We start from the raw sequence: 12,440 nt of genomic DNA on the forward strand, positions 1-12,440 counted from the left end.
CAGCCTAGCAGGACGCGCTCGTCATGCCGAGATGAAGCGGACGGGCCCGCCATGGTCCTGGGTGCGCGCATCCGGCTCGCCGAAAGCACAAAGTGCGCAATATCGTTCAAGCCCGCTCCCGCGTGACGCGCTAAAGTGGCGTTGTCATGGCACGACCGGGTCGTAAGGAGGACACCATGCAATCCACGAGTCGTTTCCGGTTCATGAAAAGCCGGCATGTGGCACGCATGACGGCATTGCATGCCACGATGAACGACTTCCAGTACGACCGGCATGCGCATGAAGAATATGCCCTGGGTGTCACGCTGGCGGGACGTCAGGATTTCTTCAGCAACGGTGAATTTCACCGCAGCCCACCAGGTAGCGTGATCACTTTGCATCCCGATGAAGTGCATGACGGCCACGCCGGGGGCGGCGACGCCCTCGATTATGTCATGCTCTATATTCATCCCGACGAGCTCGACCCGCTCATTGCCAATGCCATGGGCGTGCAAGGCCTGCAGGCCGCTCGCCTGGCCCCCACCCTCACGAAAGATGTTCCCTTGCGCGACGAGATCATCGCCCTGTCACGCATGATCGAGGAACAGGAGACGAGCCAGATCGAGCAAGAATATGCGCTGTATCGCATTGCGGCTCGTCTGGCCGAACGCGCCGGAAACTTTGCCCCCAACGAGCGGGCCAGGCGGCCGGACTCGCTGCTCGAAAGAGCGAAGGACTTCATCCATGAAAATGCCAGATACGATATCAGCCTGGATGACATCAGCCATGCCGCCAGCATTTCCAAGTATCACTTCCTGAGAGCGTTCAGGACACAGTACGGCATTACGCCGCACCAATATGTATTGAACTGCAGGGTCAATGCCGCCCGGCGCCACCTCGAAAACGGCGAGAGTGTCATGGAGGCTGCCTTATGCTGCGGCTTTGCTGACCTCAGTCACTTCAACCGTCGTTTCAAGCGGATTTACGGCATGACACCACGACAATACCAAGCCCATATTTTCGCCTAGCAAGACAGGAAATCCTCATGCTCGCGATGCTCGCCTATGCCATAAGCGTGATGTACACGCCCGGGCCGGTGAACCTGCTCGGCCTGAATGCCGGAATCAACGGGCAAGCCAAGGAATCGACAGGATTTTTCATCGGCGTCGGCGCAGCGATGTGGCTGATGCTTCTACTGTTTGGCTGGCTGGGAAGCGTGTTCATCCAGGGAAAGACACTCCTGGTCATCAGTGCGCTCGGCACGTTTTACATTCTTTACCTGTCGATCAAGATAGCCAGATCCACTCCTCACAGGACCGATGTGGATGCGGTATCGCGTCCCTTGCGCTTCAAGGAAGGGGTGTTGATGCAATTACTCAACCCCAAAGGCATCGTGGCCACACTGCCTATCGCGACCATCCAGCTACCCGCAATGCAGATAGAAGGGCCAGACCTCATCATGGTGGCGCTGCTCATCGGCGTACTGGCGACCGGCGCGCCAGGAAGCTACGCATTACTGGGCAGCGCGATGGGAAAAGCCATTCATGATCACGCCCTGCTGCGACTCGTCAATCGTATCCTGGCGCTTCTCCTGGCCCTTACAGGCCTGATCATCGGGTATGAATACGTCGTCTTGCCGCTTATCGCTTCGTAGCATCGCCCTGCCGTTCTCAAGCTTCAATGTCGGAGCGCGGCGATGCGGGCCAGGGGCTCGTATTACGCCGTCTCCGGCGTCAGCTGCTGACGATGCAGCGTGTTGCCGGCGGCATCCATCAGGCTCACGGTCAACGTCTCGCTGTCGCCGTCGAGATCGACCTGGCCGAAGAATTGATAGCCCCGGGATGGCGGCAGGTTCGACTCGCCGTCAGGCGGGGCTTTCTGGAAAACCACTTCCGGCCCGAAGGTCGCGTCCAGCGCACCGGGGCCGAAGGTGCCGGCATGCAATGGACCGCTGACGAATTCCCAGAAGGGCGTGAACTCCTGGAAACGGGCACGCTCCGGCGAATAGTGATGCGCGGCCGTGTAGTGAACATCCGCCGTCAGCCACACCACGTTGTGGATCTTGTCGTCCCGGATCGACCGCAGCAGCCTGGCGATCTCACGCTCACGCCCCAGGGGAGCGCCCGCATCCCCGTTGGCGATGGCCTCGTACGCCTCGACATCGCTGACCACCAGACCGATGGGCATGTCCGAGGCGATGACCTTCCATGTCGCCGTGGACGCCTTCAGCGAGCGGTGCAGCCAGTCGAACTGATCCTCCCCCAGAAAAGCCGTCTGCGCGGAGCTCTCGGTCTGGCGATTGCGGCTGTTGGCGCCACGATAGGTTCGCATGTCGAGCATGAAGACCTCGAGCGAGGGCCCATACGCAAAGCGCCGATGGATGCGTCCCGGCGCGGTCGAGCGCTGGCGAATCGGGGTATGTTCGAGAAAGGCCTGACGCCCGCGCGCCGCCAACAGCGACACGTTCCTTTCCGTGTAGCGTTCGTCCTCGAGCCGCTCGCCGGGATACCAGTTGTTTGTCGTCTCGTGATCGTCCCATTGCGCGAGCATGGGCACCTCGGCATTGAAGCGCCGCAGGTTGGCATCGAGCAGGTTGTAGGTGTGCTGGCCGCGATACTCGTCCAGCGTTTCCGCCACCTTGCGCTTGGCCGGGGTGACCACGTTGCGCCAGGTCTCGCCATTGGCGAGGGTCACGCTTTCTTCCAGAGGGCCGTCGGCGTAGACGGTGTCGCCGGAGTGGATGAAGAAATCCGGACGCTGACGGCGCATGGTGTCGTAGATCGTCATGCCGCCACGCGATTCATCGATGCCCCAGCCTTGCCCGACCGTATCGCCGGACCACACGAAGCGCACGTCCCGCGCCCGGGAGGGCGGCAGGCGCAGACGCCCCTCGACCGGCTCGCTCAGGGCACGCGGGTCATCCAGCGCGGCGAAACGCACGCGATAATGCAGGGTATCGATGTCACCGAGTCCTGCGACGTCCAGCTTGCCGACCAGGCCACCGCTGGGCAGCACCTCGGGGCCGCGCAACTGCCGCGCGCCACGGAAGGCGGGATTGTCGGCCAGTTCGACGAGCATCAGGGCGGGGCGGTCGCTGCGCGACCAGAGCATCGCCCGGTCGTGCAGCATGTCGCCGCTCATCACCCCCGAGGTCACGCGGGGACGCCGTGACTCGGCCAGCACGATCGACGGTGCCAGCGACGCCGCGCCGAGCGCGACCCCGGCCTTGACGCCCCACCCCAATACATCGCGACGGGAATAACGCATTGCCCCCTCCCCACTGAGTGTCCATGACATGCGCGGTATCCATGAACCCTCAGCATCGGGCGCGGCCATGACGCCGGCATGGCAAGCGCATGACGATTGGATGGCAGGGGACGTGCCGCGGCCTAGGTCGTCAAACGCTGCAGCGCGTAATTCGCGATCGCCGTATCCTGGACCCCGGTACCGGTGAGATCGCAGACGGTGATGCTGGCCTCCGACAAGCGCAGCGGCAGTCGCTTGTCGATGACCTCGCCGAGCTCGTATACCTTGAAGGGAACCTCGGCGCGTGTCTCGCCGGCCTTGACGAAGGCCTTGAGTTCGCCGTTGCACTCGCTTTGCGCGCGAGTATCGCAGACGAAGGCGTCGGCACGCGTCATCACGCTGTCGGCGAGCTCGCGCTTGTCCGGGCTATCCGAGCCCATCGCCGTGACGTGCACGCCTTCGGGCAGGTCGGCGGCTTCCAGAATCGGCGCCGTCGAGGGCGTGGCGGTGACGATGATATCCGCCGCGCGGCAGGCCGCATGCACATCGTCGTGCACGTTGACCGTCAAGCCGCGCTGCCGCAGGCGCTCGGCATACGCCTCGGCGGCCTCGCGGCGGCGCGCCCAGACGTCGACGGTGTCGATGTCTCGCACCAGGCGCAACGCCTCGATCTGCAGCTCGGCCTGCTCGCCCGCGCCGAGCACCGCCACGCGGCGACTGTTCTCGCGCGCCAGGTACCTGGCCGACAAGGCACCGGCCAAGGCAGTACGCACCGCCGTCAAATAGCCTTCATCGAAGAGCACGGCGTCCACCACCCCGGTCCGGGCCGAGAACACCATCATCAGCCCGTTGAGGCTGGGCAGCCCCTGCTTGGGATTGTCGAAGAAGCCCGGGCTCACCTTGATGGCGAAGCGCTCGAAGCCGCGAATGTGCGCGGTCTTGACGTCGACCTCCCCGTTGGCCTCCTCGATGGCCATCGACAGGATCGGCGGCTGCACGACCTCGCCGCGTCCCAGGGCCGCGAAGCCCAACTCGATGGCGGCCAGGGCCGCCGTATCCAGGGACACGGCGGCCTCGATCGCCTCGCGTTGGTGGAGTTGCATGACGTCCTCCCGTCGGCAAATAGAGAAAGAGAGAAGCCGGGAAACACTTACCGGCCGGCGAGCGCCCGGGCGCGGTCGAGGGTCTCGAGCGAGACGCCGTTACCGGAGACGACCAGTGCGACACGCTGGCCGCGAATGTCGAGGGCATGCTCGTCGAGCGCCGCCAGCCCCACGGCCGCCGCGCCCTCGACCAGCATTTTCTCGGTAGCGAGCAATTCGACCATGGCGCGGGCGATGGCGGCTTCCGACACCTGATGATGATCGTCCATCACGCTGCGCACCAGGTCGAGGGTGTAACGATTGTTCAGGCCGATACCGCCGCCCAGCGAGTCGCCGAGACTGGCGACCTCCTCGACGTTCACCGGATGCCCGGCCTGCAGGCTCTCCCACATGGCCGCCCCCCGGGCGAGGCTGATGCCGGTCACGCGCGTCGCCGGGCGAATCGCCTTCACGGCTGCCCCGATGCCGCCCAGCAGGCCGCCGCCGGACAGTCCGACGATGACCCGGTCGAGCGCCGGCTGATCTTCCATGAGTTCGAGGCCGATGGTGCCCTGCCCGCTCACGATCAGCGGATCGTCGAAGGGGGGAATCGCCGTCATGCCCGAGGCCACCAGGCGATCGACCTCGGCGAAGGCATCATCCTGACTGTCTCCGACGCGGCGGGCCTCGGCGCCCAGCGCCTCGATGGCCTCGACCTTGTTCTCGGGCACCAGGCGCGATACGCAGATGGTCGCCGGCAGCCCGAGCTGACGCGCCGCATACGCCACGGCGCGCCCATGGTTGCCCGTCGAGGCCGTGGTCACACCGCACGCCAACGCCTCGCGTCCGTCCCGTTCGAGCAAGGCCGCGAGCATGTTGGTGGCGCCGCGCAGCTTGAACGCGCCGGTGGGCTGGCAGGTCTCCAGCTTGAGGAACACGTCGGCCGCGAAACGCCGCGACAGCGCCTGCGAACGTACCAGCGGCGTGCGCGTCACCTGCCCCTGCAGGCGCGCACGCGCCCGGTAGATCGATGCCAGGCTGATATCGGGCTGGGACTCGGTCATGGATCGCTCTCTCGTCGCCTGCCACGGGCTCGCCCTGTCCACGGTAGGCAAGCCGCGTTCACGCTTTCAAGTCCCCCGAGCGGGTCAGCTCGTCGGTCACCTTGTCCACCGCCCGCTTGGCGCGGGCCACGATCTCGTCGACCTCCGCACGAGTCGTCACCAGCGGCGGCGCGAAGCCGAGGATGTCGCCCTGCGGCATGGCACGCGCGATCAGGTTCTCGCTCATCGCCGCGGCACTCACCCGCGGCCCGACCTTGAGGGCCGGATCGAAGAACGCCCGCCTGGCCGGCGCGGGCGAGAACTCCAGTGCTGCCAGCATGCCCACGCCCCGCACCTCGCCGACCAGCGGGTGCTCACCGAACGTCTGCTGCATGCATTGCTGCAGATAGGCGCCGGTCTCGGCGGCATTGGCGGTCAGCCCTTCGCGCTCGATGATCGCCAGGTTGGCGAGGCCGGCGGCACAGCCCAGGGCGTGGCCGGAGTAGGTCCAGCCATGGCCGATGGGGCCGAACTCGCCCGTGCCCTGCTCCAGCACCTGCCACACGCGATCGCCGATGATGACCCCGGAAAGCGGCTGGTAGGCGCTGGTCAAGCCCTTGGCGATGGTGATCAGGTCGGGCTTGATGGCGTAATGATGGCTGCCGAAGTCGGCGCCGATGCGACCGAAGCCGCAGACCACCTCATCGGCGATCAGCAGCACGTCGTACTTGGCAAGCACACCCTGGATCGCCTCCCAGTAACCCTCGGGCGGCGGCACGATGCCCCCGGTGCCCAATACCGGCTCGCCAATGAAGGCCGCCACGGTCTCCGGTCCTTCGGCCAGGATCATCTCCTCGAGCTTGGCGGCGCAATGCGCGGAAAACTCGCGCTCGCTCATGCCCTCGCGCTCGGCGCCACGATGATAGTAGTAAGGCGCCTCGGTATGCAGGATGCCCTCGATGGGCAGGTCGAAGTGGTCGTGGAAGGCCTTGAGCCCCGTCAGCGAGCCGGAGGCGATCCCGGATCCGTGGTATCCCCGCTGACGCGCGATCACCTTCTTCTTCTGCGGCCGTCCCAGCACGTTGTTGTAATAACGCACGATCTTGAGCTGGGTCTCGTTGGCGTCGCTCCCCGACATCCCGTAATAGACCTTGGACATCCCGGGGCCCGCCAGCTCGAGGATCTTCTCGGAAAGCTGGATCTGCGGCTCGTTCGAATGGCCAACGTAGGTGTGATAGTACGCCAGCTCCAGTGCCTGGCGGTGAATCGCCTCGGCGACCTCGGTGCGGCCGTAACCAATATTGACGCAGTAAAGCCCCGCGAAACCATCGATGAACTCGCGGCCGTCCTTGTCGACGACATGGATGCCTTCACCGCCGGCCATCACGCGTCCCGGCGCCTCGCCATGGGCGAAATCGCGCAGATGCGTGGAGGCGTGAAAGGTCACCTTGCGGTCGCGATCGATCAGGTTTTGGTGCTGACTCATGGCATTCTCCCATCATTGTCTCGGCTCACGCCGATAAACCGAACGTCAAAAACGACGTAGAACTCATTTCCCACCCACGATGACGAGTGCCGGAGGCAAGGCGGCGTGAGGGTCCTTTGCCATGGATGGCAAAGGTAGCGCCCAGGGAAGGGTTCACAGCGCCCTCGCGACGTCTTGTCACCGGCAAAGCCCTCTTGACCTTGCCGGGTCGTGAAAGAAACGTTTATCAAGTCACGCGCACTTTGTTGGCTCGTGATTCGTGACAACGAGCCTAGCTTCCGGACACGGAGCCCAACGCCCCCAGGCAGTAATACTTGGTCTCCAGATATTCCTCGATGCCGGCGGTGCCGCCTTCGCGGCCGAGGCCGGACTGCTTGACGCCGCCGAAAGGCACCGGCGGGCCGGTCATCTTCACCGAGTTGATCGCCACCATGCCGTATTCCAGGGCCCGCAGGAGCTTCCAGATGCGCCGAATGTCGTGGGTATAGACATACGCCGCCAGGCCATACTCGGTGTCGTTGGCCAGCTTGATGACCTCATCGTCGTCCTTGTAGGCGGTGATGCCGGCCACCGGCGAGAAGTTCTCCTCGCGCCAGACCTTCATGTACGGCGTCACCCCGGTGAGCAAGGTGGGCATGAAGAAGTTGGGGCCCGGCGCCATGGACTGATCGCCGTGCACCAGGGTCGCCCCCCGCGAGATGGCGTCGTCGACGATGGCGGCGGCCTTTTCCACCGCCTGCTGATGGATCAGCGGGCCCAGATCGATGTTGGTCACCAGCCCGTTCCCGACCTTGAGGGCTTCCATGCAGGCGACGAACTGCTCGACGAACTCGTCATGGATCGACTCGTGGACCAGAACCCGGTTGGCCGCCAGGCAATCCTGACCGCTGGTCTGGAACTTGGCGGCCACCGCGGCACGCGCGGCTTCGGCGGGGTCCATGTCGGGCCCGACGATGAACGGCGCATTGCCGCCCAGCTCCAGGGAGACACGCTTGACGCTATTGGCGGACTGCTCCAGCAACAGCCGTCCCACGCGGGTGGAGCCGGTGAACGACAGCGCCTTGACGCGGTCCTCGTCGCACAGCAGCTGGGACACCTCGGCCGGCTCGCCCAGCACCACGTTGAAGACCCCGGCGGGAATCTCCGCCCGTTCGGCGAGTTCTGCCAGCGCCAGTGCGGAGAACGGCGTCTCGCCGGCCGGCTTGACGATGACCGTGCATCCCGCCGCCATCGCCGCGGCGGCCTTGCGCGTGATCATCGCCAGCGGGAAGTTCCAGGGCGTGATCAACGCCGCCACCCCGACCGGTTCCTTGAGCGTCCCCAGTGCAGCATTGGGAATATGGCTGGGAATGGTCTGACCGAAGGTGCGCTTGCCTTCCTCGGCGAACCATTTGATGAAACTGGCACCGTATTCGACCTCACCCCGCGCGTCGGGCAACGGCTTGCCCTGTTCCCGCGTCATGATGATCGCCAGATCCTCGCGGTGCTCGATCAGCAGGTCATACCATGCCAGCAGCCGCTCGGCGCGCTCGTCGGCACGCAATGCCCGCCACTGGACGAAGGCGCTGTCCGCGGCGTCCACCGCGCCGCGCAATTGAGGTGCCTCGAGCCAGGGAATGTGCCCCAGCACTTCACCGGTGGCGGGATCGACGACCGCTTCTTCGCGACCCCCATCGCCATGGGTCCATTTGCCATCGATATAGGCGTACTGACGCAATAGACGCGGATCGTTGAGTTTCATGCTACCTCCCGAGAAACGAGCCGGCCCTGGCGTTGCTTTCAACGCGGTACCGGAAGGGTCGTGGCGGATGGCGTGCATCCGATGGCCCTAGGGTAAGGCAGCACGAAAGAAGAGAGTTTTTGTCTCGCGGGGCGGGAAAGACGGTTTTTTTTCGACTCTCGACGCCAAATCGAAGTTTTTTCTGCAGCCCGCCATCGCCGCATCGTCGATGGCGGACGCGCCGGGGCTCAGATGTCGTGACGGGGCAGCAGATGCAGTTTGCGCAGGCGCTCGTGGGCATCCATGTAATCGGCGGCGGGCACCGCCCGATACACGTTGTCGCCGGCAACGTGCTTGACCAGCACGCGACGCTCGCCGGCGGCACACGCCTCCCCCTTGCCATGCAGGGTGACGACGACCTCGGGGTCGCTCTCCAGCGTCGCCTGGCACCGCCCTTCCGCGTCACTGGCTTCGCGCACGACGACGGTTTCGCCCAGCAACCAGCGCGGCGACGCGCGACGCGAATGGTGAAACCGCCGGGCCAGAGCGTGACAGGCACCGACACTCGGCGATGCCGCCAGCGCGAACGCCGCCCAGATGGCCAGAAAGCCCAGCGGCAAGCGCAACAATCCCAGCGGCAGCCAATGCAGTACCAGGCTCAGGGCAAAGGCGATGGGCGTGGCCATCACGATCAGCGTGCTCAGGGCGAACGAAGCCGGCACGCCCGCAAAGCCCAGGGAAATCAGGGTGCTCGCCAGATGGTCGTCACGCAGGCTGTCATGGTCGAAACACGAGACGCGAATCACGCGCACGGCGACCAGCAGCCAGTACACGGCTACCAGTGCCAGCAAGGCGAGAAAAAAGGCGAATGGAAACCCCAATGCAGTCTGGATGAGCAGTTCCATGACGGCACCTCCCGGGTGATCCCGATGATTGAGCGGCGTGCTCCCCGGCGGGAGCGACAGGAAACGCAGTCAGGACGTCCGCGCTTCCCGGCGGCGTCGCCTCGGTGCTTCCTCGATCGGCATCGAACGGTTCCGGGTTCGACGCGTACCTGGCAGCGTTGTGTATCGGGCGACGCTCATGTAGTACCGATAGCGTAGCGTCATGCGCGCCGGGACGCGTCACGACTTTGGTCGCAACGCCATGCGCGACGACGCCTCAATCCGTCGCGCTGGCATCGCGCGTCTCGATATCGTGCATGGCGCGCACGACCAGCGCACGCTCCACGCCCAGTTCGCGCGCGGCACTCGCCGGCGGTACCTCGCCGAGCAGTTCGCGCAGGGCCAGCAGGGTGGCCGTCAGCGGTGGTTCTCCACCACGCCGATGGCGCTCGACCGCCGCCATCACTACCGCGTCGTCGAGCGCCGCCAGCCGTTCGCGCCAGCGCATCAGGCGATCCGCCGGCTGGGCTCCAGGCGCACGGCCACCGCCTTGGAGGTAGGGGTGTCGGTGCCCACGCCGACGCTTTCCAGCGGCACCAGCGCATTGGTCTCGGGATAATAGGCGGCAGCGCATCCCTCGGGCGTGTCATAGGCGACGAGCTTGAAGGACGGCGCACGGCGGGGCTCGCCGTCATGATCGAGACCGACCAGATCGACCCACTGGCCGCTTTCGAGCCCCAGCCTCGCCAGATCGTCGGGATTGACGAATACCACCCGACGCTGGCCCTTGATGCCTCGATAGCGATCGTCGTAGCCGTACACCGTGGTGTTGTATTGATCGTGACTGCGCAGCGTCTGCAGGGTCAGCCAGCCTGCCTCGCGACGCGTCTGCAGCCGTTGATGCATCACCGCCTCGGGAAGCGGCGCGCTCGAGAAGCTCGCCCGTCCGGACGGCGTGTCGAAGCGGCGCTGGCTGGCGGCGTTTTCCAGCCAGAAACCACGTGCCTGGCGCAAGCGCGCGTTGAAATCCTCGAACCCGGGAATCACCGCCTCGATCTCGTCGCGGATACGATCGTAATCCGCCACCAGGCCAGCCCAGTCGACGACACCGGGCGCCACTCCGCGGCGCGGCAGCACCCGCGCCAGCGTCGCCTCGGCGATCCCGGCGATGATCGCCGGCTCCGAACGCAGCCACTCGGAGGCCGGTGCCTGGATCCCCGCACTGCCATGCACCATCGACATCGAATCCTCGACGCTGACTTCCTGCGACGCTCCGGTCTCGCCCTGACGATCGATCTCGGTACGGCCCAGACACGGCAGAATCAAGGCATCGCCACCGACCATCAGGTGGCTGCGATTGAGCTTGGTGCTGATCTGCACGTTGAGCGACAACCGGCGGAAGGCACGCTCGGTCCGCTGGCTGTCCGGCGTGGCCCGGGTGAAGTTGCCGCCCAGGCCGATGAAGACCTCGGCCTCGCCTTCTTCCAGTGCACGAATGGCGCCCACCGTGTTGTGGCCGGGGGCGCGCGGCATGGCGACGCCATAACGCGTCTCCAGGGCATCGAGCAGCCAGGCGGGGGCCTTTTCGTCGATGCCCATGGTGCGATCGCCCTGCACGTTGGAATGCCCGCGCACCGGACACGCCCCGGCGCCGGGGCGCCCGATGTGTCCGCCCAGCAACAGCAGGTTGACCAGCTCGCGCACGGTATCCACCGAGTGCTCGTGCTGGGTGATGCCCATCGCCCAGGTCACGATCATGCGCTCGGCGCCGGCGACGATGCTCGCCACCTCCTCGAGCTGGCTGCGCGTCAGCCCGGCCTGATCCTCGAGGGTCGCCCAGGGCGTGGCCTCGACCCGTGCCCGCCACGCCTCAAGGTCGGCGGTGTGCGAGGCGATGAAGTCGCGGTCCGGCGTGAAGCGGCCTTGCGCTTCCAGCGCGAACAACGCCTTGGCGATGCCGCGTGCCGCCGCCATGTCGCCGCCCATCTTGGGCTGATAGTAATGCGAGGAAATGCGATGACTGCCGTGAGTCAGCATTTCGCGCTTGTTCTGGGGATCGGCGAAGCGTTCCAGGCCGCGCTCCTTGAGCGGATTGAAGCTGACGATGCGCGCGCCCCGCTCCGCCGCACGGCGCAAATCGCCGAGCATGCGGGGATGGTTGGTCCCCGGGTTCTGCCCGAAGACCAGGATGGTGTCGGCATGCTCGAAGTCTTCCAGCTGCACGGTACCCTTGGCGACACCGAGGCTGGCCTTCATGCCCACGCCGCTGGCCTCGTGGCACATGTTCGAGCAGTCCGGAAAATTGTTGGTGCCGTAAAGGCGCACGAACAGCTGATAGAGGTAGGCAGCCTCGTTGCTGGCCCGTCCGGAGGTATAGAACAGTGCCCGGTCGGGGTCGGGCAGCGCCGCCAGACGCTCGGCGATCAAGGCGAACGCCGCGTCCCAGTCGATGGGCACGTAGCGATCGCGGGTCGCGTCGTAGCGCATGGGCTCTGTGAGCCGCCCCTGGTCCTCGAGACGGAAATCGTCCCACTCGCGCAGCTCGCTCAGCGTATGACGCTCGAAAAAGCGCCGCGTGACGCGTTTCTTGGTGCTTTCCCAGGCCACGGCCTTGACGCCGTTTTCACAGAATTCGAACGACGAGCCATGCAGGGGGTCGCCCCACGCACAGCCGGGGCAATCGAAGCCCTGCGGCTGATTGGTGGCCAGCAAGGCGCGCACGCCCTTGAGCGGCGCCTGGCTACGCTTGAGATGTCGCCCCACGCTATGCATCGCGCCCCAGCCCCCGGCCGGGCCGGTGTAGGGTTCGACGCTGGGCGCGCGGGTCAGCGCCGGATCCGATGCGGGCACCCGGGACGTCATGTCCGGCGACGCCGCGTCGGCGACCTCGCGTTCAGTGGAAGCGGAAGGTTCGACAGTGGAAGACATAAAGCACTCGATACGTGATAAGCGATACTGCGATCAACGGCGCCGTGGAAACCGCCCGGAAAGGCACCGGTG

Annotated in this window: 10 protein-coding genes; 2 read left to right on the forward strand and 8 right to left on the reverse strand. The window is 65.5% G+C overall.

What is annotated here, in order from left to right; all coding sequences use genetic code 11:
- The first annotated feature begins 227 nt into the window (after nucleotides 1-227).
- Together CSAL_RS13760 and CSAL_RS13765 are read left to right on the forward strand one after the other, a co-directional pair.
- Nucleotides 228-1,007 (forward strand): helix-turn-helix transcriptional regulator, encoded by a 780-nt coding sequence (locus tag CSAL_RS13760; RefSeq protein WP_244846393.1) that lies wholly within the window; start codon nucleotides 228-230, stop codon nucleotides 1,005-1,007.
- Between the two features lie 17 nt (nucleotides 1,008-1,024).
- Nucleotides 1,025-1,633 (forward strand): LysE family translocator, encoded by a 609-nt coding sequence (locus tag CSAL_RS13765; protein WP_011508013.1) that lies wholly within the window; start codon nucleotides 1,025-1,027, stop codon nucleotides 1,631-1,633.
- A gap of 62 nt (nucleotides 1,634-1,695) precedes the next feature.
- Here the strand turns inward: CSAL_RS13765 and CSAL_RS13770 are convergent, their stop codons facing one another.
- The 8 genes from CSAL_RS13770 to CSAL_RS13805 all read right to left on the reverse strand — a co-directional run bounded on the left by CSAL_RS13770 (nucleotide 1,696) and on the right by CSAL_RS13805 (nucleotide 12,368).
- Entirely contained in the window at nucleotides 1,696-3,246 is a 1,551-nt protein-coding gene (locus tag CSAL_RS13770; protein WP_011508014.1) for an alkaline phosphatase D family protein, read from the reverse strand.
- Nucleotides 3,247-3,368: 122 nt separating this feature from the next.
- Nucleotides 3,369-4,328, reverse strand: coding sequence for a cyclodeaminase (locus tag CSAL_RS13775; RefSeq protein ID WP_011508015.1), 960 nt, complete (start codon nucleotides 4,326-4,328; stop codon nucleotides 3,369-3,371).
- 47 nt (nucleotides 4,329-4,375) lie between these two features.
- Entirely contained in the window at nucleotides 4,376-5,371 is a 996-nt protein-coding gene (gene eutB / locus CSAL_RS13780) for a hydroxyectoine utilization dehydratase EutB (protein ID WP_011508016.1), read from the reverse strand.
- Between the two features lie 58 nt (nucleotides 5,372-5,429).
- Nucleotides 5,430-6,836 (reverse strand): aspartate aminotransferase family protein, encoded by a 1,407-nt coding sequence (locus tag CSAL_RS13785; RefSeq protein ID WP_011508017.1) that lies wholly within the window; start codon nucleotides 6,834-6,836, stop codon nucleotides 5,430-5,432.
- A 271-nt stretch (nucleotides 6,837-7,107) separates the two neighbouring features.
- On the reverse strand, nucleotides 7,108-8,577 hold the full coding sequence (locus tag CSAL_RS13790) for an NAD-dependent succinate-semialdehyde dehydrogenase (RefSeq protein WP_035413645.1): 1,470 nt from the start codon (nucleotides 8,575-8,577) through the stop codon (nucleotides 7,108-7,110).
- A 227-nt stretch (nucleotides 8,578-8,804) separates the two neighbouring features.
- The gene (locus tag CSAL_RS13795; protein ID WP_011508019.1) at nucleotides 8,805-9,461 is read right to left on the reverse strand and encodes a hypothetical protein; all 657 of its coding nucleotides are present in this window, start codon (nucleotides 9,459-9,461) and stop codon (nucleotides 8,805-8,807) included.
- A gap of 256 nt (nucleotides 9,462-9,717) precedes the next feature.
- Nucleotides 9,718-9,948, reverse strand: coding sequence for a hypothetical protein (locus CSAL_RS13800; protein ID WP_035413643.1), 231 nt, complete (start codon nucleotides 9,946-9,948; stop codon nucleotides 9,718-9,720).
- Nucleotides 9,948-12,368 carry an FdhF/YdeP family oxidoreductase gene (locus tag CSAL_RS13805; RefSeq protein ID WP_011508020.1) on the reverse strand — a complete coding sequence of 807 codons (2,421 nt, stop codon included), beginning with the start codon at nucleotides 12,366-12,368 and terminating at the stop codon, nucleotides 9,948-9,950. The genes CSAL_RS13800 and CSAL_RS13805 overlap by 1 nt, the downstream gene beginning before the upstream one ends.
- Nucleotides 12,369-12,440 lie beyond the last annotated feature (72 nt).

The organism is Chromohalobacter israelensis DSM 3043 (genome assembly GCF_000055785.1).
Classification (GTDB): domain Bacteria; phylum Pseudomonadota; class Gammaproteobacteria; order Pseudomonadales; family Halomonadaceae; genus Chromohalobacter; species Chromohalobacter israelensis.